At 70.5% G+C, this 22,414-nt stretch carries 19 protein-coding genes; 13 read left to right on the forward strand and 6 right to left on the reverse strand.

Features of this window, described 5'->3' with window-relative positions:
* The first annotated feature begins 107 nt into the window (after positions 1-107).
* Positions 108-2,954: a glycosyltransferase gene (locus tag ACTWNK_RS08550; protein WP_474303321.1), complete on the forward strand. Its 2,847-nt coding sequence runs from the start codon at positions 108-110 to the stop codon at positions 2,952-2,954.
* Complete coding sequence (locus tag ACTWNK_RS08555; protein WP_474303322.1) at positions 2,951-4,342, forward strand: DUF5719 family protein; 1,392 nt, start codon at positions 2,951-2,953, stop codon at positions 4,340-4,342. The genes ACTWNK_RS08550 and ACTWNK_RS08555 overlap by 4 nt, the downstream gene beginning before the upstream one ends.
* 22 nt (positions 4,343-4,364) lie before the next feature.
* Here the strand turns inward: ACTWNK_RS08555 and ACTWNK_RS08560 are convergent, their stop codons facing one another.
* Positions 4,365-4,802, reverse strand: a complete 438-nt coding sequence (locus tag ACTWNK_RS08560) for a metallopeptidase family protein (RefSeq protein WP_474303323.1) — start codon at positions 4,800-4,802, stop codon at positions 4,365-4,367.
* A gap of 193 nt (positions 4,803-4,995) precedes the next feature.
* Between ACTWNK_RS08560 and ACTWNK_RS08565 the strand changes: the two genes are divergently transcribed.
* The 5 genes from ACTWNK_RS08565 to ACTWNK_RS08585 all read left to right on the forward strand — a co-directional run bounded on the left by ACTWNK_RS08565 (position 4,996) and on the right by ACTWNK_RS08585 (position 9,179).
* Positions 4,996-5,364 (forward strand): DUF3499 domain-containing protein, encoded by a 369-nt coding sequence (locus ACTWNK_RS08565; RefSeq protein WP_474303324.1) that lies wholly within the window; start codon positions 4,996-4,998, stop codon positions 5,362-5,364.
* A gap of 221 nt (positions 5,365-5,585) precedes the next feature.
* Positions 5,586-6,926 carry a phosphomannomutase/phosphoglucomutase gene (locus ACTWNK_RS08570; RefSeq protein ID WP_474303325.1) on the forward strand — a complete coding sequence of 447 codons (1,341 nt, stop codon included), beginning with the start codon at positions 5,586-5,588 and terminating at the stop codon, positions 6,924-6,926.
* 5 nt (positions 6,927-6,931) lie between these two features.
* Positions 6,932-7,099, forward strand: a complete 168-nt coding sequence (locus ACTWNK_RS08575) for a Trm112 family protein (RefSeq protein WP_474303326.1) — start codon at positions 6,932-6,934, stop codon at positions 7,097-7,099.
* On the forward strand, positions 7,096-8,202 hold the full coding sequence (locus ACTWNK_RS08580; protein WP_474303327.1) for an SIS domain-containing protein: 1,107 nt from the start codon (positions 7,096-7,098) through the stop codon (positions 8,200-8,202). The genes ACTWNK_RS08575 and ACTWNK_RS08580 overlap by 4 nt, the downstream gene beginning before the upstream one ends.
* Positions 8,203-8,246: 44 nt before the next feature.
* Positions 8,247-9,179 (forward strand): cation diffusion facilitator family transporter, encoded by a 933-nt coding sequence (locus tag ACTWNK_RS08585; RefSeq protein WP_474303328.1) that lies wholly within the window; start codon positions 8,247-8,249, stop codon positions 9,177-9,179.
* Between the two features lie 70 nt (positions 9,180-9,249).
* On the opposite strand, the gene ACTWNK_RS08590 is transcribed toward ACTWNK_RS08585, so the two are convergent.
* The 3 genes from ACTWNK_RS08590 to ACTWNK_RS08600 form a co-directional block, all read right to left on the reverse strand.
* Entirely contained in the window at positions 9,250-10,725 is a 1,476-nt protein-coding gene (locus tag ACTWNK_RS08590; protein ID WP_474303329.1) for a Na+/H+ antiporter NhaC family protein, read from the reverse strand.
* 29 nt (positions 10,726-10,754) lie between these two features.
* Complete coding sequence (locus tag ACTWNK_RS08595) at positions 10,755-11,561, reverse strand: enoyl-CoA hydratase/isomerase family protein (RefSeq protein ID WP_474303330.1); 807 nt, start codon at positions 11,559-11,561, stop codon at positions 10,755-10,757.
* A 73-nt stretch (positions 11,562-11,634) separates the two neighbouring features.
* Positions 11,635-12,993, reverse strand: a complete 1,359-nt coding sequence (locus tag ACTWNK_RS08600; protein WP_474303331.1) for a phenylacetate--CoA ligase family protein — start codon at positions 12,991-12,993, stop codon at positions 11,635-11,637.
* A gap of 109 nt (positions 12,994-13,102) precedes the next feature.
* On the opposite strand from ACTWNK_RS08600, the gene ACTWNK_RS08605 reads away from it, so the two are divergent.
* The gene (locus tag ACTWNK_RS08605; protein WP_474303332.1) at positions 13,103-13,717 is read left to right on the forward strand and encodes a TetR/AcrR family transcriptional regulator; all 615 of its coding nucleotides are present in this window, start codon (positions 13,103-13,105) and stop codon (positions 13,715-13,717) included.
* Here ACTWNK_RS08605 and ACTWNK_RS08610 read toward each other — a convergent pair whose 3' ends face one another.
* On the reverse strand, positions 13,718-14,077 hold the full coding sequence (locus ACTWNK_RS08610) for a MerR family DNA-binding transcriptional regulator (RefSeq protein WP_474303333.1): 360 nt from the start codon (positions 14,075-14,077) through the stop codon (positions 13,718-13,720). It lies immediately after the preceding gene.
* Between the two features lie 99 nt (positions 14,078-14,176).
* Here ACTWNK_RS08610 and ahcY point away from each other — a divergent pair, with 99 nt between their 5' ends.
* Both ahcY and ACTWNK_RS08620 read left to right on the forward strand, forming a co-directional pair.
* A complete protein-coding gene (gene ahcY / locus ACTWNK_RS08615; protein WP_474303334.1) occupies positions 14,177-15,604 on the forward strand; it encodes an adenosylhomocysteinase in 1,428 nt (475 codons plus the stop codon).
* An 89-nt stretch (positions 15,605-15,693) separates the two neighbouring features.
* Complete coding sequence (locus ACTWNK_RS08620) at positions 15,694-16,926, forward strand: adenosylhomocysteinase (RefSeq protein WP_474303335.1); 1,233 nt, start codon at positions 15,694-15,696, stop codon at positions 16,924-16,926.
* Positions 16,927-16,986: 60 nt separating this feature from the next.
* Here ACTWNK_RS08620 and ACTWNK_RS08625 read toward each other — a convergent pair whose 3' ends face one another.
* Positions 16,987-17,628: a DUF305 domain-containing protein gene (locus ACTWNK_RS08625; protein WP_474303336.1), complete on the reverse strand. Its 642-nt coding sequence runs from the start codon at positions 17,626-17,628 to the stop codon at positions 16,987-16,989.
* A 160-nt stretch (positions 17,629-17,788) separates the two neighbouring features.
* Between ACTWNK_RS08625 and ACTWNK_RS08630 the strand changes: the two genes are divergently transcribed.
* From ACTWNK_RS08630 to ACTWNK_RS08640, 3 genes are all read left to right on the forward strand, one after another.
* Entirely contained in the window at positions 17,789-19,216 is a 1,428-nt protein-coding gene (locus tag ACTWNK_RS08630) for an LVIVD repeat-containing protein (RefSeq protein ID WP_474303337.1), read from the forward strand.
* Positions 19,217-19,470: 254 nt separating this feature from the next.
* On the forward strand, positions 19,471-20,871 hold the full coding sequence (locus ACTWNK_RS08635; RefSeq protein WP_474303338.1) for an LVIVD repeat-containing protein: 1,401 nt from the start codon (positions 19,471-19,473) through the stop codon (positions 20,869-20,871).
* A gap of 82 nt (positions 20,872-20,953) precedes the next feature.
* A complete protein-coding gene (locus tag ACTWNK_RS08640) occupies positions 20,954-22,318 on the forward strand; it encodes an LVIVD repeat-containing protein (RefSeq protein WP_474303339.1) in 1,365 nt (454 codons plus the stop codon).
* Positions 22,319-22,414: the final 96 nt, after the last annotated feature.

The following is a 22,414-nucleotide window of genomic DNA, read 5'->3' on the forward strand; positions in this document are numbered from 1 at the left end:
TCCGAGGGGTCATGCGGTGTTACGCCGCATGACCCCTTTTCGGCATCTGGGGCGATATGGTGGCCGCGCCCGCCCATCCCCGGGAGCCCCCCTGGAGCGCCAGAGCGATGTCCCGTCCCCTCGTCACGGCGATCGTCGTCGCCCATGACGGCGCCCGCTGGCTCGGCGACACGCTCAAGGCGGTGCTCGGCCAGAGCAGGCATCCCGACCGCGTCGTCGGCGTCGACAACGGCAGCAGGGACTCCTCCGCCGACCTGCTGAAGCAGGCGCTCGGCGACCACAACGTGCTCTCCATGCCCCGCTCGACCGGCTTCGGGGAATCGGTCGACCTCGTGCTCGGCAAGCTGCAGGCCGCGCGCGAGGAGTGGATCTGGCTGATCCACGACGACTGCGCCCCCGACTCCCGCGCGCTTGAGGCCCTGCTGTGGGCGGCCGAGCGCGAGCCCAAGGCGGCGGTGCTCGGCCCCAAACTGCGCGACTGGCTGGACCGGAAACTGCTGCTCGAGGTCGGCGTGCGCGTCGACCGCACCGGCCGCAGGGACACCGGCCTCGAACCCCGCGAGTACGACCAGGGCCAGTACGACGGCATCAGGGACGTCCTGTCGGTCTCCACGGCCGGAATGCTCGTCAGGCGCGACGTCTGGGAGGCCGTCGGCGGGCTCGACCCGGCGCTGCCGCTGTTCCGCGACGACCTCGACCTGTGCTGGCGCGTGCGCAACGCCGGGCACAAGGTGCTCAACGTCAGTGCCGCCGTCGCCTACCACGCCGAGGCCGCGTCCCGGCGCCGACGCCGCATCACCGCCAGCGGCGACCACCCGCGCAGGCTCGACCGGCGCAACGCCATGTTCGTGGTCATGGCCAATCTGCCGTTCGGCGCCCTGTTGTGGGCCTTGGTCCGCAATGTGGCGGGCTCGCTCGCCCGGACGCTCGTGTACCTGGTGGCCAAGCAGCCGGCCAACGCCGTCGACGAGATCGCGGCGCTCGGCTCGGTGCTGGGCGGCCCGCTGCGCCTGCGCAGGGCGCGCAGGGCCAGGCGCAAGGGCCGTAAGGCCGGATATGCCGAGATCAAGTCCCTGATGACGCCGCCGGGCGCGGGCTTCAGGCGCGTCAGCGACATGGTGCAGAGCTTCCTGGCCGGTCAGGCCGTGCTGGAGTCGGCGGGCCGCCACCACGCGGTCGTCGCGGCGCCGGGCGAGGACGACGACGAGGGCCTGCTCAACGACACCGGATTCCTGCGCAGGACGTTCGGCAGGCCCGGGGTGCTGCTGGTGCTGGCGCTCACGGCGATCACACTGGTGGCCGAACGCGCGCTGCTCGGCGGCGCCAGGCTCGGCGGCGGCGCGCTGGTGCCCGTCGTGGGCGGCGCGGCCGACCTCTGGGCGCTCTACACCGAGCCCTTCCACCAGTCGGGGCTGGGCACGTCCGCCTGGACGCCTCCGTACGTGGCCGTGCTCGCCGCTCTGGCCACACTGGCGTTCGGCAAGACCTGGCTGGCCGTCACCGTGCTTCTGCTCGGCTGCGTGCCTCTGGCGGGCGCGTCGGCCTATCTCGCCACCCGCTCGATCATCCCGGCTGTGCCCGCCAGGCTCTGGCTGGCCGCGACCTACGCGCTGCTGCCCGTCGCCACGGGCGCCGTCGCGGGCGGCAGGCTCGGCACCGCCGTCGTCTTCGTGCTGCTGCCCGTGTACGCCGCGCTCACCACGAACCTGCTCGGCGGCGAGCGGCGCCGCTCCCGCCGCGCGGCGTGGGGGCTCGGCCTGCTGCTGGCGATCGGCACGGCGTTCGTGCCGCTGGTGTACCTGTTGTTCGCCGTGCTCGGGGTGCTCGCCGTGATCGCCTTCGGAGGGGTACGGCGTGGTGTGGTCGTCTCGATGGTCATCGCGCTCGCGGTGCCGCTCGTGCTGCTCGCGCCCTGGCTGCCGCAGCTGGCGGCCGAGCCCGGCAGGTTGCTCCTCGAGGCCGGGCTGCACACCGGGGACCTGGTCGCACCCGCCCTCCAGGCGCGCGACCTGCTGACCTTCAGCCCGGGCGGGCCCGGCATGCCGCCGCCGTGGGTCACCGCCGGGCTGATCGCCACCGCGCTCGCGGCCCTGCTCATGCGCAGGCAGCGGATGATCGTGGCGATCGGCTGGGGCGTCGCCCTGTACGGCGTGCTGGTGGCGATCGGCGTCAGCAGGGTCGCCGTCGAGCCGGTCGGCGGCGGGCGCGCGGTCGCGGCCTGGCCGGCGGTGCCGCTGGCGTTCGCGGCCACCGGGCTGCTGGTGCTGGCCGCGCTGACCGCGCACCGCCTGCCCGAACTCCTGGCCGCCGGTGCGATGCGCAGGCTCGGCGCGCTCGCCGTCGTGGCCATGGCCTTCTCGACGCCGGTGCTGGCCGCCGGGCACTGGATCGCCACGGGGGTGCAGGGGCCGCTTCGCCGTACCGTGCCCGACGCCATGCCCGCCTTCGCCGCCGTGGGATCGGCCGAGGGACAGCGCACACTGCTGCTTCGCCATACGCGTGAGGGGCTGGCCTTCACCGTGTTGCTGCGCCGTACCCCGTTGCTGGGTGAGAGCGATCTGCCCGCGCCCGCGCAGGCCCGTGCGGCGGTGGCGACGGCGGCGGCCGGGCTGGTCTCGGGCAGGGGAGGCGGCGACGCGGCGGCGCTGGCGGCGCGCGGCATCGGTTTCGTGGCCGTCACGCCGCCGGTCGACCCGGCCGTCAGGGCGGCGCTGGACTCCCAGCCTTCGCTGGAGCGGCTCGGCACCTCGCTGTGGCGCCTGACCGACACGCCCGCCCCGGTCCTGGCGCCCGCCGTCGATCCCGTGCACGAGTGGGTGCTCTGGGGTCAGGCGGTCGCCGTCCTCCTGGTGGTCGTGCTGGCCGCGCCCGGCACCCGCACGCACGACCCCGCCGCCGAACCCGCCGACAGCACGGCGCCCGCCGCCGCATCCGACCTGGTGGCCGCCCGATGAAGGCACTGATCGAGAACCGCTTCGGCATGGTGGCGCTCGTCCTGATCGCCCTGCTCGCCCTGTACGGCGTCGCCTACGTGACGACGCCCACGCCCGCGGCCTCGGCGCCGCAGGGACCGAGGCGCATCGCGGTCGAGGCGGTCCACATGGTCTGCCCGCCGCCGCAGGGCGCCGACGTCAGCGTCGTGGCGCCCCCGGCCGCACTGAGCGCGGGGGAGGCGCCGGGCGAGCAGCGCACACTGACCGGCCAGGCGCTCATCGGCGAGGAGACGCTGGCCGAGCTCGGCGCGCTGTGGCGCAAGGCCTCGAAGGCGCGCGAACCGCTGGACGTCACCGGCAGCGGCGCCCTGGCGGCCGGGCTGGAGGCGGGCATGAGCAGCCGCGAGAGCGAGGGCGGCGGCCGGGGCCTGGCCGGGGTGCGCTGCACCGAGCCCGCCGGGGTGTCCTGGCTGGTCGGCCCCGGTCCCGCCGCGGCCGACGTGACCCTGTACCTCACCAACGCCGATCACGCCCCCGCCAGGGCCGAGGTCATGATCTACGCCGCCGAGGGGCCGATCGCCTCCGACGCCGCCGTCTACACGCTCGAACCCGGCGAGCACCGCGTCGTCGAGCTGTCCACGCTGGCGCCGTCCGCACTGGAGGCGGCGATCGGCGTCGTGACCACCAGCGGCAGACTGACCGTGGCCGCCCACGTGCGCGCCGACGGCGGCGGCGTCGACTGGCTGCCCCTCGCCTCGGCGCCCGCCACCCGCGTCGTCGTGCCTGGCATCGCGAGCGGAGGCGGCAAGCGGGAACTCCTGGTGGCCGTGCCCGGCGACCAGGACGCCCTGGTCCGTATCCAGGCCGTCACCGAGGACGGCGCCTACGCGATGAAGGGCCGCGAGGAGCTCGACGTGCCCGCGGGCACCCTGGCCAGGCTCGACCTCACCAACGGGATCGGCGGCCAGGCCGCGGCCCTGGTGCTCACCTCCGAGACGCCGATCGTGGCCGGGCTCACCATGACGGGCACGGGCACGCGCACCGACGTGGCGTTCACGGCGGGCGCCTCGTCGCTGGAGCTCGGCAGTGTGGTCGCCGACAACCGCAAGGGCTCCAGCCTGATCCTCACCGCGCTCGCCGGCCCCGCCAAGGTGCACGTCCAGCCGCTGCCCGGCGAGGCGTTCGAGGTCGAGGTGCCCGCCTCACGCACCCGCGTGTTCAAGCTCAAGGGCAAGAAGCCGGTCGCCGTCGTGCTCACCCCGCTGTCCGGCCAGGTGTACGGCGGGCGCGTGACGGTGGAGGGGATCAAGGGCGGCCAGCTGATCACGGCACAGCCGCTGGCCCCCGGCCGGTCGTGGGCCCTGCTCCCGGCGCTCACCGACACGCCGTCGGTCGTGCTGCTGCCCTGAGATGCTCCTGCCCTGAAAAGGGTCAGGCGTCGAAGCCGGGGTCGATGGTCTCGGGCGAGAGGCCGAGCAGGGTCGCCACCTGCTCGACGACCGTGTCGTGGACGAGGGCGCTGAGGGTCTCCTTGTCGCGGGCCCTGGCCTCCAGGGGGCGGCGGTAGAGCACCACGGACGCCGGATCGGCCCCGGCGGCGGGAGTCGCCCTGCCGAACGGCACGGGCTCGGTGCCCAACCGGCCGGGCCCGTCGCCGAGCTCGGCCACGGGCGGCACCTCCTCGACGGCGAACTCCACGGCGGCCAGCTGCGGCCCCCAGCGCGGCTTGAGCCGTTCGACGGCGTCGAGCACGAAGTCGTCGAAGCGCTCGCTGCGGGAGCGGGCCATGGGAATGTGCGAAGGGGCCAGCGGACCGCGGAGGCCGCGACCGTGCCGGTCACGCCGCCTGGGGCCACGTGTCGGTGTCACCCGCTCAGCTTAGCGAGCCGGGGCGGGCCGGCGTAGCCGTGGCCGCCGGACGGGGTTCGCGGGACGGGCGGCACGGCTGACATTGGGACATGGTGGTGGAAACGCTGCGACAGGTGTCCGAATTGTGGCGACACGCTCGTTAAGAGCGCCCCAGATAGTGGCGCCCCGCACTCTTAGCAGATACGGTCCCTCCGTGAGCCCCGTCCGCCGCTGTTCGCGCACCGCCTGCAGTCAGCCTGCCGTCTTCACGCTCACGTACGTATACGCCGACTCGACCGCTGTTCTCGGCCCGCTGGCGACGTACGCCGAGCCGCACTGTTATGACCTGTGCGCCGAACATGCCGAGCGCCTCACGGCCCCTCGTGGGTGGGAGGTCGTGCGGCTGCCGACGGACGGCACCTCGCCCAGTTCCGATGACCTGGAGGCACTCGCCAACGCCGTCCGCGAGGCGGCACGTCCGGCACCCGCCGCAGGCACCGAGCCCGTTGGGCAAGGCGTGGAGGTGGGCCGCAGGGGCCATCTGCGCGTCCTTCGCTCGGCTCAGCAGCACCGCGAGCGCTGACCCGCTCCCTCGGGGGCGGGCGCGCCGCTTCGTCATGCCCTGGAACGGGGGTCGCGTCCCGGGGTCGCCGTGTCATGTCCCCCTCTGTGCCGGAGTCGGCTGGAGTGCCGTGATGGACGGAGGGGCAGGTGTGCGGACCGTGGCCGGGCCCGTGCTTGCCGTACAGGATCTTGTGGTGTGGGCAGTAGGCTCGGAGGGATGGCGACGAGAGAGGGGGGCCGGTGGGGGATCTGAGCAAGATCTTCAAGGCCTATGACGTGCGCGGAGTCGTCCCCGACGAGTTCGACGAGGGGGTCGCGGAGGCCGTGGGCGCCGCGTTCGTCGAGGTGGTCGGGGCCGATCGGGTGGTCGTCGCCCATGACATGCGCGCCTCGTCGCCGCCGCTGGCCGCGGCCTTCGCCCGGGGGGCGCTCGCGCGCGGCGCCGATGTCGTCGACGCCGGGCTCGGCTCCACCGACCTGCTCTACTACGCCAGCGGCGCCCTCGGGCTGCCCGGCGTGATGTTCACCGCCAGTCACAACCCGGCGCAGTACAACGGCATGAAGATGTGCCGGGCCGGAGCCGTCCCCGTGGGCAGCGACACCGGCCTGGCCGAGATCCGCTCGCTGGTCGAGGCGGGTGTGACCGGCGAGGCCGCGCGCGAGGGCGTGATCGAGCGCCGCGACCTGCTGCAGGGCTATGCCGAGCACCTGCGTTCGCTGGTGGACCTGTCCGGCGTCAGGCCGCTCAAGGTCGTGGTCGACGCGGGCAACGGCATGGGCGGGCACACCGTGCCCACCGTGTTCGCCGGGCTGCCGATCGACCTGGTCCCGCTCTACTTCGAGCTCGACGGCACCTTCCCCAACCACGAGGCCAACCCGATCGAGCCGGCCAACCTGGTCGACCTGCAGCGCGCGGTCGTCGAGCACGGGGCCGACATCGGGCTCGCCTTCGACGGCGACGCCGACCGCTGCTGGGTGATCGACGAGCTCGGCGCCTCCGTCTCGCCCTCCACGATCACCGCCCTGGTCGCCGTGCGGGAGCTGGCCAAGCACCCGGGCGCGCCGATCATCCACAACCTGATCACCTCGCTCGGCGTGCCCGAGATCGTCCGCGAGCACGGCGGCGAGCCGGTGCGCACGCGGGTCGGCCACTCCTTCATCAAGGCCGAGATGGCCCGCACCGGCGCCGTGTTCGGCGGCGAGCACTCGGCCCACTACTACTTCCGCGACTTCTGGTACGCCGACTCCGGCATGCTGGCCGCCCTGCACGTGCTGGCCGCGCTCGGCGAGCAGCAGGCGCCGTTGTCGCACGTCCTGGCCGGATACGCGCGCTACAGCGCCTCCGGCGAGGTCAACAGCACGGTCGCCGACCAGGGCGAGGCCCTGCGACGGGTGCGCTCGGCCTTCGCGGGCAGAGGCGAGGTCGACACGCTCGACGGACTCACCGTCACCGGCGACGGCTGGTGGTTCAACCTGCGCCCTTCCAACACCGAGCCGCTTCTGCGCCTCAACGCCGAGGCGGCCGACGACAGTCAGATGGCAGCGATCCGGGACGAGGTCCTCGCTGTCGTGAGGAGTTGAACACGTTGAAGATCGACGACTGGCTGCTGGAGATCCTGGCCTGCCCCGCGTGCAAGGCGCCGCTGCGTGCCGAGGTCGAGGCGGACGAGCTGGCCTGCACCTCCTGCGGGCGGATCTACCCGGTGCGCGACGACATCCCCGTCCTTCTCGTCGACGAGGCTCGGCAGCCGTGAACTGGGAGCCCGAGCGGCTCGACGACCAGCGCCATCTCAGCGAGGGCGACCCGGGAGGCATGCTGGTCGCCGTGGCCGGTTCCGCCGCCCAGGTGCGCACCGGCCACCGGGCCGCGCTGGAGGCCGGTCTCGGCGACCTGGCCGCCCGGATCAGGCCGAGGGCGGTCGTCGTCGTCGGCATGGGCGGCTCGGCCATCGCCGGAGACCTGCTCGCGGCCGTCTGCGGCAACGGCGCGTCGGTGCCGATCGTCACGGTCAGGTCGTACAAACTGCCCGGCTGGGTCGGCGCCGCCGATCTGGTCGTCGCGGTTTCCTGCTCGGGGCACACCGAGGAGACGCTGGCCATGGCGGCCGAGGCCGTGCGCAGGGGATGCGCCCTGCTGGCCGTCGGCGCGGCCGACTCGCCGCTGCAGGCCGTGGCCAGGCAGGCGTCGGGGGTGTTCGTCCCGGTCGGGGCGCGCAGCCGTTCGCGTGCGGGCATCTGGGCGATGTCGGTCCCGCTCGTCGTCGCGGGCGTCGCGCTCGGTCTGGCCCAGGGCGACGACGGGCTCTACGAGAGCGTGGCCAAGCGTCTGGAGGACGTCGCGCACCGCTGCCGGCCCTCCAGCGAGTCGTTCATCAACCCGGGCAAGCTGCTGGCGATGGAGCTGGCCGAGACGATCCCGATGATCTGGGGCACCTCGCCGCTGACCGCCGTCGCCGCACACCGGCTGGCCTCCCAGCTCAACGAGAACGCCAAGTACCCCGCCATCTGGGGCGAGATCCCCGAGGCCACCCACAACCAGATCGTCGCCCTCGACGGCCCGCTGGCCGAGCGCGACATCTTCGCCGACGCCGGATCGCGTGCGGTCCGGCTGTTCGTGCTGCGCGACACCGACGAGCATCCGCAGGTCGCCCGCCGCCGCTCGGCATCGGTACGGCTGGCCGAGGATCGCGGGGTCCAGGTCACCGAACTGCTGGCCGAAGGCGAGCATCCGCTGGAGCGACTGGCCTCGTTGATCGAGCTCTGCGACTATGCCAGCACCTATCTCGCACTCGGCTACGGCGTTGATCCGACCCCGGTGTCGGTCATCAGCGAGCTCAAGGCGAGAATTTCGCAATAAGATCCCGCGTCGGGACTTGTTGACTTTATGACTGGAGTCGAGCGGTGAGCGCGAGCGGTGGTACAAAGGCGATTGTCGCGGCCCTTGCCGCGAACCTGGCGATTGCGGTGGCCAAGTTCGTGGCCTTCATCTTCACAGGGTCGTCATCGATGCTGGCCGAGTCCATCCACTCGGTGGCCGACTCGGGCAACCAGGCCCTGTTGTTGCTCGGCGGCAAGCGCGCCCAGCGCGAACGCACGAAGGAGCACCCGTTCGGCTACGGCCGCGAGCGCTACTTCTACGCCTTCGTCGTCGCGGTCGTGCTGTTCACGATCGGTTCGGCGTTCTCCATCTACGAGGGCATCCACAAGCTGGGCTCGGAGGAGCAGCTGACCGATCTGCAGTGGGCGTTCGGCGTGCTGATCTTCGCGATCATCGCCGAGTCGTTCTCGTTCCGCACTGCGATCAAGGAGTCCAACGCGGTCAGGGGCAACCAGGGCTGGGTGTCGTTCATCCGGCACTCCAAGGCGCCCGAGCTGCCCGTCATCGTCCTTGAGGACCTGGGCGCACTGCTCGGTCTGATCTTCGCGCTGTTCGGCGTCTCGATGGCGGCCATCACCGGCGACCCGGTCTGGGACGCGATCGGCACGCTGATGATCGGTGTGCTGCTCGGCATCATCGCGATCATCCTGGCGATCGAGACCAAGTCGCTGCTGCTGGGCGAGGGCGCCTCGCCCGAGGACGAAGGCAAGATCCGCGCCGCCCTGGAGAGCGCGCCCGAGGTCACCCGCGTCATCCACATGCGCACGCTGCACCTCGGTCCCGAGGAACTGCTGGTCGCCGCGAAGATCGCGGTCGAGCACGACGACACGGCCAGCGAGGTCGCCCGCGGCATCGACGAGGCCGAGCAGCGCATCCGCGCCGCCGTGCCGATCGCCAGGGTGATCTACCTGGAGCCCGACCTCGACCGCTCGACGGCGTCGGCCGCAAAGCCGTAGCCAAGCCGCAAAGCCTTAGCCAAGCCGCAAACGCGCAGAGCCCAGCCGATCCGGCTGGGCTCTGCGCGTTTCACCGTGCCGCAGCCAGGGCGTCGGCGTCCGGCGCCTCGGCCTGCTGGACCCCGCCGGGCCCCTCGTACCGCCTGCCGTACCCGGTGAGGACCGCGATCAGCATGATCACCCAGATGGCCATCGGATAGAACGAGGCGAACGCGATCGCCGCCGGGGTGGGCACCTTGCCTTCGAGGAACGGGAAGGACGCCGTGAGCCCGCCCAGCATCGACACCACGCCGATCGGCCAGATGTGCCAGGGCACCACGTAGCTGATGCTGTTGGCCACCGCGTCGACCAGGTTGGCCCGCCGGTAGGGATGCAGCAGGCGCCTGCCGCCGATCGCGTCGCTGATCGGGCCGCCGATGATGGTGACCTTGCTGTTGTTCCCGACGACGAGGAAGGCGAGGAAGGAGCACAGGGCGAGGATGACGCCCTCGGTGCCTCTGGCGCTCTTGCGGCCTCCTCCGGCGAGCTTGGCCGTCACGACGTCCAGCAGGCCGAACTCACGCACCAGGCCGTAGGCCGCCATGACGATCATCACCATGAGCATGATCGGCAGCACCTCGACCACACCGTCGGCCAGGGCGCCCATGGTCTTGGTGCCGTCGGGCAGCTTGGCCGGGAACAGCTCGGCCAGCGGCAGCTTGCCCGTCACCAGTCCGAGCAGCACGGCCGAGACGATCCCGTAGCTCAGCGACTCGAACACCGAACGCCCGCCGAGCGAGACCCCGACGACCAGCAGCACGGGCAGGAGCATCACCAGCCCGCCCGCGTCGGCGAACCTCGCGATGACGGCCTGCGCCGCGGCGTCGTCACCGCTGGCGCCGAGCCCGACGAGGAAGTGCGCGACGGCCGCGACGAGGAAGGCGGGCAGCACGTAGATCAGCCTGGCCCGCACCACGCCGCCGACCTCGGCCAGCCCGCTCCTGCGCCGGTAGCGCTGGGTGGAGGAGGAGATGATGGCCGTGTCGGACACGGGCGAGTAGTGATCACCCGTGGCGGCTCCCGAGACGATCGCCCCCACGACCAGCGCCCCGGGCAGTCCCATCAGCACGCCCGCGGGAAACAGCACGGGCAGCATCACCGCGAGCGTGCCCACGGTCGACCCGGTCGCCACCCCGACGACCGTGCACGCGACATAGGTGAACACCATGAACAGCCCGCCCGACAGCCCGAGCGTGTCGGCCAGCCAGATCATGCCTCCGGCCAGCCCGCCCTTCTCCATGAGCTGGGCGAACACCCCGACGAGCGACATGATCGCGACGACGAGCACGGCGGTGCGGTCGCCGAGCCCGGCGATGACGCCGTCCCAGTAGGCGCCCTTGTCCCTGGCCAGGAGCGAGCCGAGCACCAGGCCGAGCACGCCGACGCCGAGCAGGATCTGGGTGTCGATCTGCCCTCGGAAGCTGAAGAACACCATCAGCAGGATGAAGATCGCCAACGGCACGACGGCCAGCCAGCGGGTCAGGTAGAAGACCGGTTTCGTGGTCATGGGCAACTCCGGGTGGGGGGAGGACGGGCTCATCGGCCGGTGAAGACGGGGGGACGGCGTTCGGCCGCTGCGCTGAGCCCCTCGCGAAGGTCGCCCGAGGTGACGGTGGCGACCCTGCGCATGGCGTCGCCCATCCGGATCGCGGTGGAGAAGTCCGTCTCCAGACTGCGCCTGGCGACCTCGCGCGTGCACCGTACGGCCTGCGGACCGACCTGGGCCAGGCGGCGCGCCCAGGTCAGGGCCTGCGGCACCACCTCGGCCTGAGGCACGACCGCGTTGACCAGCCCGACGCGATGGGCCCAGGCGGCGTCGCGCGGCTCGCCGAGCAGGAGCAGTTCGAGCGCGTGGCCGAGCCCCATCAGCCGGGTGGACAGCGCCGAGGTGACGACGACGGGGATGCCGAGCGCGACCTCGGGCATGGAGAAGCGGGCCTCCTCCGAGCTGACCCTGAGGTCGCAGGCCATCGCCAGCGTCAGCCCCTCGCCCACGCAGTGCCCGTTGACGGCCGCGACCATCGGCTTGTGCTGTTCGAGCTCGTAGCCGACCCGGTCGCCGTGCACGGCCTCCCACAGGCCCGGCACGGTGGCCATGTAGGCGTCGAGGTCGGCTAGTTCGCGCACGTCCTGCCCCGCGCTGAAGGCCCGCGTCCCGGCGCCGGTGACGACGGCGGCCCAGGCGTCGGGGTCGCTCCTGAACCTCTTGACGGCGGCGTCGAGGTCGGCGTGCATGGCGGCGTCGAACGCGTTGAGCGCCTCGGGCCGGTCGAGCGTGATCACCACGACATGCGGGTCGACGGCGTCGCGCTCGTAACGCACGGTGGGGGTGGTGCCGGTCATACGTGCCTCCGGGGGAGCGTCGTGATCGTCTTGCCGGATATGCCGGACGTGGCGGATGTGCCGGACTCGTCGGTCATGCCTGCCTCCGGTACGCGTGGTCGAGGAGTTGGGCCTTGAGGGTGCCGCCGAGCGAGGTCAGCGTCCCGGCGGGGGCGAAGCGCACGTCGGCGGTGAAGCGCAGCCGGTCGTGCAGGGCGGCCCTGATGTCGGCGGCGAGCCGCTCGGCGGCCTCGGGGGCGACGTGTGTGGCCAGTTCGACCTGGACGGGCAGCGGCGGGTGGGCCACGGGCGGCGCCTGGTCCAGGACGATCCTGATCTCGCCGGTCACCAGCGGCGCGAACGACTGCACGACGTCCTTGACCGCGTGCGGGAAGACGTTGACCCCGCGTACGAGCAGCATGTCGTCGGCCCTGCCGCCCACGGTGAAGCGGAAGCCGGGCGCGCCGCACGGGCACGGCTCGGTCCTGATCGTGACGATGTCCTTCTCCCGCCAGCGGACGGCCGGGGCGCACTCCTTCTCCAGCGCCGTCACCACGACCTCGCCGGTGACGCCGTCCTCCCACGGCAGGGGCTGGAGGGTGTCGGGGTCGACGATCTCCAGGTGCACGTAGTCGTCGGCGAGGAAGTGCATGCCCGCGTGCGCGTCGCAGGAGACCGAGGTGAAGAACGAGGCGTGCGTGTGCCCGATCGTGTCGTAGACCTTCGCACCGCCGAACCCGGCCGACAGCGCCTCGCGCACGTGCGGGATGCCCGCGCCCGGCTCGCCGCCGACCAGCACCCGGCGGATGCCGAGATCGGCGGCGCTGATCCCCGCCTCCGCCGGCAGCTTGTCGAACAGGTAACGCGCGTAGCTCGGCGTGAGGTTGACCTGCACGGGCTTCATGTCCATCGCCACCTGGGCGAACCTCGCCGCGCCCGTCATCGCGCCGATCGGCACGGCGGTGGCGCCCGCGTGCTGCAGCACGTCGAGCACCGGGCTCCCGGCGATCCACATCGACAGGACGAACGCGTGCATCACCACGTCGCCGCGCGCCCCGCCGATGCGCCACTGCGCCCGCGCGCCGATCTCGTTGGTGACCTGGCGGTCGGCCTCGGTGTAGCCGGTGTAGGTGGGCTTGCCGGTGGTGCCGGAGGAGGAGCTGACCCTGACGACCTGCCTGGGGTCGCAGGCGATGTGCATGCCGTACGGGTGGCCGTGTCGTTCGCGCGACTCCTCCTGGCTCTGCCGTTCGAGGTCCTTGTCGAAGAACGGGTAGTCGGCCAGCTGCCTCAGGCTCCCGAACCGGTACGGGTCGGCCTTGGCCGCGTCGAACCTGGCCCTGACGTACGGCGAGGTCTCGTAGACGCGGACGAGCTGCTTGGCGAGCTTGGCCACCTTGAGCGCTTCGAGCTCGGGACCGTTCAGGGTTTCCGCCGCCGGGTTCCAGAGCATGAAGCCTCCGCTGCGATAACGTACTTGGTGTTCGGAATCGTATTCGGAGTTCGCTTTCTGTCAAGGTTCGGGCATGGTAGGAGCGCCTGGTGACTGGTAGGACTGTGCCGTGAGCGATCCCCCTCTCGACCGGCGTGTGCGCCGCACGCGGGCCAGCATCCAGCGCGCGCTGGTGGAGCTGGCCCTCGAACGCGGCTACGACCAGGTCGGCGTCGAGGAGATCCTGGAGCGGGCCGACGTCGCCAGGGCCACCTTCTACGCCCACTACCGCGACAAGGACGCCGTGCTCGACCAGATCAGCGAGGAGGCCATGGCCGCGATCGACCGGGCCACCCACGAGGCGATCAGCGAGACCTGGCCCAGGTACTCCACGCGTGCCATGGAGGCCTTCTGCCGTGCGGCGGGCGAGCGGGGCGAGGTCGTCAGGCTGGTCATCAGGGGAGCCGGGCACGGCAGGCCGCTGCGGCAGTGGCTGCGGCGCGTCTCCGAGGTCACCCGGGTGGCCATCGTCCGCCGCGACCAGACGCTCGGCCGCACGCCCCGCCTGCCCTACGAGCTGCTGGCCCGTAACTTCGCCTGGCAGGCGATGGCCGTGCTCGAATGGTGGCTGGAGGAGGCGCCGCACCTGGAGCCGCCGCAGGTGGCGAGGATGTTCCGCCAGGTCAACATGCTCGGCGAGGCCTGGGCGCGCCGCATCGAGCCCGAAGAGCTGGCCATCGACTGATCAGGTGCGCGGCCGTCGCTCGGTGGAGTGACGTTGCTGCAGCAGGCGCAGCGCCTTCTCCTTCTCGAAGTCCAGCGCGCGGCGCGGCGCCTGCAGCCGCCCGATGCGCAGCCCGAGATCGCGCACGGCCTGGGCGACCATGGGCTCGCTGAGCACGCGCAGGGCGAAGGCCAGCTCGGCGGGGGAGACGTCGAAGCGCTTCTCCAGCTCGACGCCCTGCGCGACGGCGGCGAGCTCCTCCTCGCCGAACCTGCGGTGGGCGCCCCTGTCCCTGATCGGGGGCAGCAGGCCGAGCGCCTCGCGGTAACGGAGCATCCGCGGGGACATGCCCAGCCGCTTGGCGGCCTCGGTGATACGCATTCTTACATTCTTATGGAAGATTCGGCCGATCGGGTTCGCGAACGGCGATCGGCGCGGCCTAAACTCGTCGCGACACCACCGGTATCCGAGGGGAATCAGATGGACTTCAAGGTCGCCGACCTTTCACTCGCCGAGTTCGGCCGCAAGGAGATCCGGCTCGCCGAGCACGAGATGCCCGGCCTCATGGCGGTCCGCAAGGAATACGCGGCGGCCCAGCCCCTCAGGGGCGCGAAGATCATGGGCTCCCTGCACATGACCATCCAGACCGCCGTCCTCATCGAGACGCTGGTCGCGCTCGGCGCCGAGGTGCGCTGGGTGAGCTGCAACATCTTCTCCACCCAGGACCACGCCGCCGCCGCGGTGGCCGTCGGCCCCAACGGCACTGCCGAGGACCCGCAGGGCGTCCCGGTCTTCGCCTGGAAGGGCGAGACGCTGGAGGAGTACTGGTGGTGCACCGAGCAGGCGCTCACCTGGCCGGGCGGCGAGGGCCCCAACATGATCCTCGACGACGGCGGCGACGCGACCCTCCTGGTCCACAAGGGCACCGAGTACGAGAAGGCGGGCGCCGTCCCGTCCGCCTCCGACGACGACGTCGAGGAGTGGAAGATCATCCTCGACCTGCTCCACCGCACGGTCGGCCCCGAGCAGAAGTGGACCAAGATCGCCCAGCAGATCAAGGGCGTCACCGAGGAGACCACGACCGGCGTCCACCGTCTCTACGAGATGTTCAAGTCCGGCACGCTGCTCTTCCCCGCGATCAATGTCAACGACTCGGTCACCAAGTCGAAGTTCGACAACAAGTACGGCTGCCGCCACTCGGTCATCGACGGTCTCAACCGCGCCACCGACGTGCTGATCGGCGGCAAGGTCGCCGTCGTGGCCGGCTACGGCGACGTCGGCAAGGGCTGTGCCGACGCCCTTCGCGGCCAGGGCGCCCGCGTCATCGTCACCGAGATCGACCCGATCTGCGCGCTCCAGGCGGCCATGGACGGCTTCCAGGTCACCACGCTCGACGAGGTCGTCGGCATCGCCGACATCTTCGTGACGACGACCGGCAACTTCGACATCATCACCGCCGCCCACATGGCGAAGATGAAGCACCAGGCGATCGTCTCCAACATCGGCCACTTCGACAACGAGATCGACATGGCCGGTCTGCAGCGCACGCCCGGCATCGAGCGCAACACGATCAAGCCGCAGGTCGACGAGTGGATCTTCCCCGACGGCCACTCGATCCTGGTGCTCGCGGAGGGCCGGCTGATGAACCTGGGCTGCGCCACCGGCCACCCCTCGTTCGTCATGTCCAACTCCTTCACCAACCAGGTGATCGCGCAGATCGAGCTGTTCACCAAGACCGACGAGTACCCGATCGGCGTCTACGTGCTGCCCAAGCACCTCGACGAGAAGGTCGCCCGCCTGCACCTCGACGCGCTCGGCGTGAAGCTGACCACGCTCACCAAGGCGCAGGCCGAGTACATCGGCGTCGACGTCGAAGGCCCGTACAAGCCGGAGCACTACCGCTACTGATCGACCTGCCGAAGATCGCTCAGCCCGGCGTCGCCCCAGGTGGCGCCGGGCTCTGCCGTACCTGAGTGACCCCATGGGGGAGGAGCAAGATGCTGGTCGAGGCGGGAGAGCGGCGGATCGGGTGGGCCGCGCGGTCGATGCCCGTGCTCACGGCGATCGGTGAGAGGTTCGCCGAGTCGCGGCCGCTGAAGGAGTTGCGGATCGCGGCGTGCCTGCACGTCACGGCGGAGACCGCGGTGCTGATGGGCGCGCTGCGCGCGGGCGGGGCGCAGATCGCGCTGGCGGCGAGCAATCCGCTCTCGACACAGGACGACGTCGCCGAGGCCCTGCGCGCCTACGGGCTGGCCGTGCACGCCAGGGCCGGGGTGGACCGCGACACCTACTACCGCCATATCCACCAGGCGCTGGACATCGCGCCCGACATCGTGCTCGACGACGGCTGCGACCTGGTCAACATCCTGCACACCGAGCGCACCGACCTGCTGGCCGGGGTCTCGGGCGGCTGCGAGGAGACCACGACCGGCATCATCAGGCTGCGGCAGATGGCGGCCGAGGACGCGCTCAGGTTCCCCGTCGTCGCGGTCAACGACACCCGCACCAAGCGCATGTTCGACAACAGGTACGGCACCGGCCAGTCGACGCTCGACGGCATCATGCGGGCCACCAATGTCATGCTGGCCGGTCGCACGGTGGTCGTGGCCGGGTTCGGGTACTGCGGCAGGGGAGTGGCCGAGCGGGCCAGAGGGCTCGGCGCACGCGTGATCGTCACCGAGATCGACCCGGTCAAGGCGCTGGACGCCAGCCTGCAGGGCTACGAGGTCGGGCCGATGGCGCTGGCCGCGGCCGTGGGCGACGTGTTCGTCACCGTGACCGGCAACCGCGACGTGATCAGGGGCGAGCACCTGGCCACCATGAAGGACGGCGCGATCCTCGCCAACGCCGGGCACTTCGACGTCGAGATCGACGTGCGCGCGCTGGAGTCGCTGGCCGAGTACGTGAACCGCGGCGTGCGGCCCAACACCGACGAGTACGTCCTGGCCGACGGCAGGAGGTTGCTGCTGCTCGCCGAGGGCCGCCTGGTCAATCTGACGGCCGCCGAAGGCCATCCGGCCGCCGTGATGGACATGTCCTTCTCGGCCCAGGCGCTGGCCGTGGCCTGGCTGGCCGAGGAGCGCAGCAACCTGGGACCCGGCGTCTACGACGTGCCCGGCGAGATCGACGTCGAGGTGGCCAGGCTGAAGCTCGCCGCCACCGGCATCGCCGTCGACGACCTCACCCCCGACCAGGAGGAGTACCTGCACTCCTGGCGCTCGGGGTCGTAGCTCGGCCGGGAGCGCGGCGTGCTCGGGGTCGTAGCTCGGCCGGGCGTGTCGCCGCCCGGGTTACATCGCCGCCTGCATCTGGGCCATGCGGCGGATCTCGGCGCTCTGGGTGGCGGTGACGTCGTTGGCCAGTTCCTCGATGCGGACGTGGGAGCCGCCGGTCAGCACGGTCTCCGACATCTTGATCGCGCCGCCGTGGTGGGCGATCATCAGCTGCAGGAAGAGCCGGTCGAAGTCGAGCCCGGTGGCGGCCTTGAGCTGCTCCATCTGCTCGGGCGTCGCCATGCCGAGCATGCCCTCGTGCCGGGCGTGATGGGCGGGCACCTCCTGCTTCTGCTCCTGCAGCCACGACGTCATGTACTGGATCTCGGGCGCCTGGGAGTCCTTGATCCGCGAGGCGAGGCCCTTGAGCTTGGCCGAGTGCGCGCGGTTGGGTGCCAGCACCGCCATGTCGATGGCCTGACGGTGGTGAATGATCATGTCCTGGACGTACTTGACGTCCACGGCATTGGCCTTGGGCGGGGCGACCGCGGTGGCGGCCTCGGCGGGGCTGAGCGTCTTGGCCGCCTCGCCCGGCCTGCCGGGCGCGATCACAGGAGCGGTCGACTGGTCGGTCGGGGCCGTGGCCTGGGGCGAAGCGCCGCTGCAACCGGCGAGGGCGAGCACGAGCGTGCCCGTGACGACGATGAGCGCGGAGCGCACCTGACCTCCATCTGTCGGGAGTGCGCACTTTAGAGCATTTGGGGATGCTCGCGAAAGATGTCAAACATGTATGAAATATGACACCGTGCTTACTGGATGACAGGTGCCTTATCGGTCGACACTTCTGTCATTTATGTTCCTCTTATAGGAGGTTCCCCGAGTGTTCACCCCCCGTAGGGCCGTGCAGCTCTTCGCTGCCGCCGCGGTGGCCGTGGTGACGGCTGCCTCGGCCATGCCCGCCCAGGCGGCCGACATCCCGGCCCCCGGCCAGATCGTCAAGAGCTCCAACATCCAGCACGTGGCCAACGTCCCCAAGCCCGCCGTACTCAACGACATCCACACCGACATGGCGTTCCAGGGCAACTACGCCTATGTCGGTAACTACGTCGGTTTCTCGATCTACGACATCCGCAACCCGAAGCGGCCCAAGGTGGTCAGCTCGGTCGTGTGTCCCGGCGGCCAGATGGACGTTTCGGTCTACGGCGATCTGCTGATCGCGTCGGTGGACTCCTCGCGCAACAACGACTCCTGCAACAGCGTCGGGCAGAGCGCCACGATCAAGGAGTCGTGGGAGGGCCTGCGCATCTTCGACATCAGCGACAAGGCCAGTCCCAAGTACATCAAGGCCGTCGAGACCAACTGCGGCTCGCACACCAACACGCTGGTGCCGGGCAAGGGCAAGGACCGTCGCAACCTGTATGTGTACGTCTCCTCCTACAGCCCCAACGCCAACTTCCCCGACTGCAAGCCGCCGCACGACCTGATCTCGGTCGTGAAGATCCCGCTGGGCAACCCGACGGCCGCCGCCGTCATCGCCACGCCGAACCTCTTCCCCGACGGCGGCAACCCCGGCGAGAGCCTGCCCTACCCGTACCGCACGTCGGCCACGACCGGCTGCCACGACATCACCTCCTACCCGGAGAAGGGCATCGCCGCGGGCGCCTGCATGGGTGAGGGCATCCTGCTCGACATCCGCAACCCCGAGGCCCCGGTCGTCACCGAGACGGTCAGGGACGACGAGAACTTCGCGTTCTGGCACTCGGCCACCTTCAACAACGACGCCAGCAAGGTCGTCTTCACCGACGAGCTCGGCGGCGGCACGCAGGCCACCTGCAACGAGGCGATCGGCCCGAACCGCGGCGCCAACGCCTACTACGACCTGCGTCGCGGCCAGCTGTCGTTCACCAGCTACTTCAAGATCGCCAGGCACCAGGCCGACACCGAGAACTGCGTCGCGCACAACGGCTCGCTGATCCCGGTCAAGGGCAAGGACATCATGGTCCAGGCCTGGTACCAGGGCGGCATCTCGGTCGTCGACTTCAGCGACTCGCGCAACCCGAAGGAGATCGCCTTCTTCGAGCGCGGCCCCGACTCCACCGCCCCGGCGCTGGCCGGAGGCTTCTGGTCGGCCTACTACTACAACGGCTACATCTACGGCTCGGACTTCAACCTGGGCCTGGACGTACTGAAGATCGACGACAGGCGGGTGCGCGGGCACGAGAACTTCCGCACCGACATCCTGAACGCCCAGACGCAGGCCAGCTACCTCGACCGTCTGCACGACCACGACGGCCACTGGGACAACTGACCCTGATCCCGTCCGACGGCTGAAGCCCGACAAGGGCGGCGCCGACCTCATGGCCGGTGTCGCCCTTCTCGCGTTCCCGACGCGTGCTGGCGGAGGGTGGCTTGCCACATCACAGGCAGTGTGCCCGCCGTACGGCAAGGGGGCAGGTCGCCAGATCTTCTGTCACGGTGCCACCTGGAGTCGCCCCCATTCCCGGGTGAGGATGAGGGCATTTGCATACATAAGGTGCGCATAAAGAATCGAGGAGGCTCAGCGTGATCAACCCCCGAAGGGCCCTCACGGTGGCGGGGACGGCGGTGGCGCTGTTACTCACGGCATTACCGCTGCAGGCGGCGGACATCCCGCCCGCCGACACCGTCGTCACCAGTCCGAACGTCACCCACGTCGCCAACCTCCCCAAGCCGGCCCCGCTCGCCGCCGGGATCAACAGCGACATCGCCTTCGAAGGGCGTTACGCCTACGTCGGCAACTTCAACGGCTTCACGATCTACGACATCGGCGATCCGAAGCGGGTCAAGGCGGTCAGCTCGGTCGTGTGTCCCGGCTCGCAGATGGACGTCTCGGTCTACGGCGACCTGCTGTTCACCGCGGTCGACTCCTCGCGCAACAACGACTCGTGCGCCAGCACCGCGCAGAGCGCGACGGTGAAGGAGTCGTGGGAGGGCGTACGGATCTTCGACGTCAGCGACAAGGCCAATCCGAAGTACCTCAAGTCCGTCGAGACCAACTGCGGCTCCCACACGCTGACGCTGGTGCCGGGCAAGGGGCGTGACAAGCACAAGAGCGTCTACGTCTACGTCTCCTCCTACAACCCCAACGCGACCTTCCCCGACTGCCAGCCGCCGCACGACAAGATCGCCATCATCAAGGTGCCGCTGCGTCATCCCGACCGCGCCGCCGTGGTGGCCTCGCCCGTCGTCTTCCCCGACGGCGGCAACGAGACCCAGCCCGGCCTGCTGCTGCCGACCACCGGCTGCCACGACATCACCGCCTACCCGGAGAAGGACATCGCGGCGGGCGCGTGCATGGGCGACGGCGTGCTGTTCGACATCTCCAACAGGGAGCGGCCGAGGGTCACCGCGCGCACGACCGACCCGAACTTCGCCTTCTGGCACTCGGCCACGTTCAGCAACGACGCCAGGAAGGTCGTCTTCACCGACGAACTCGGCGGCGGAGGCGGCGCGACCTGCAACGAGGCGACCGGCCCGACCAGGGGCGCCGACGCGATCTACGACATCGTCCGGGGCAAGCTGGTGTTCAGGAGCTACTTCAAGATCGGCCGCCACCAGGCCGACACCGAGAACTGCGTCGCGCACAACGGCTCGCTGATCCCGGTCAAGGGCAGGGACATCATGGTCCAGGCCTGGTACCAGGGCGGCGTCTCGTTCTGGGACTTCACCGACTCCTCCCGCCCGCGTGAGATCGGCTACTTCGAGCGCGGTCCCGACAGTGCGGGCTTCGGCGGCGTCTGGTCGGCCTACTACTACAACGGCCATGTGTACGCGGCCGACATCCAGAAGGGCTTCGACGTCATCCGGATCGACGACCGGCTGACGAACGGCGCCAGGCACGTGCGTACCGACAGGCTCAATGTGCAGACCCAGCAGTCCTACCGCGAGGGCGGCTGGGGCTGGGGCTACACGACCGACGACTGAAATCCGGCTGTTGAGGGGCAATTGGCGGTAGGCGCTGACATAGTGTCCTTTGCTGTTATTTGCCCCTCAACAGGAGGAATCTGTGGCGTCCAGACTCGGCCGTGTGTCCGCGCTGGCGGGAACGGTCCTGGCCCTGGTCCTGGTGGCCGCGGCCGTACCGGTGCAGGCGGAGAGCGAAACAGGCGGCGGCGAGAGTGGCACGCTCCAGAGCCGTAACGTCGTCCACGTGGCGAACGTCGCCAAGAAGGGCGCACTCGGCGGCCCCGACGCCTGGGGCACCGACCTGGCCTTCCAGGGCGGTTACGCCTATGTCGGCAACTACGAGGGCTTCACCGTCTACGACATCAGGAACCCGGCCAAGCCGGTCGTCGCCAGCCAGGTGGTGTGTCCCGGCGCCCAGAACGACATCTCGGTCCAGGGCGACCTGCTGTTCCTGTCGGTCGACGAGTCGCGCGACAGCTCCTCCTGCAAGAGCGACTTCGGCGGGCCGACCGACCGGGCGTCGTGGGAGGGCATTCGCATCTTCGACATCAGCGACAAGTCCCGGCCTCGCTACATCAAGGCGGTCGAGACGGCCTGCGGCTCCCACACCCACACGCTGGTGCCCGACAAGAGCGGCAAGTCGGTCTACCTGTATGTCTCCTCCTACGGCCCGGCCGACTTCACCCCCGAGTGCAAGCCGCCGCACGACCGCATCTCGATCGTCAAGGTGCCGCTGAACAACCCCAAGGCGGCCAAGGTCGTCTCCAAGCCGGTGCTGTTCCCGGGCGGCGGCACCGAGCGTCAGGAGAGCCTGCTCGCGCCCACCAGCGGCTGCCACGACATCACGGTCTTCCCCAGGAAGGACATCGCGGCGGGCGCGTGCATGGGCGACGGCGTGCTGCTCGACATCTCCGACCGCGAGCACCCCAAGGTCACCGCGAGTGTGAGCGACAAGAACTTCGCCTTCTGGCACTCGGCGACGTTCAACAGCACCGGCACCAAGGTCGTCTTCACCGACGAACTCGGCGGCGGAGGCGGCCCGACCTGCGACAGGTCCGTCGGCGCCAACCGGGGCGCGGACGCGGTCTACCACATCTCGGGCGGCGAACTCGTCCACCAGAGCTACTACAAGATCCCCCGCGTCCAGGCCACGTCCGAGAACTGCGTCGCGCACAACGGCTCCCTGGTCCCGGTCAAGGGCAGGGACATCATGGTCCAGGCGTGGTACCAGGGCGGCGTCTCGGTCTGGGACTTCACCGACTCCGCCGCGCCGAAGGAGATCGGCTTCTTCGACCGAGGCCCGCTCAAGCCCCGCATGCTCGGCGGCTCCTGGTCGGCGTACTACTACAACGGCTACATCTACAGCAGCGACATCCAGAAGGGCCTGGACGTCCTCCGCCTGACCGACCCCCTCCCGACCGGCCCGAACCTCCCACGCCTCAACGCCCAGACCAGCTCCATCTGACACGGCCCCATCTGATACGGCGGAGCCAGGTCGAGGCCACCGCGGCAGCGTGGCCGGGACCTGGCTCTCCCAGTACTCCAGCCGACTCCGGCGGGC

The organism is Nonomuraea sp. IBHARD001 (assembly GCF_056106265.1).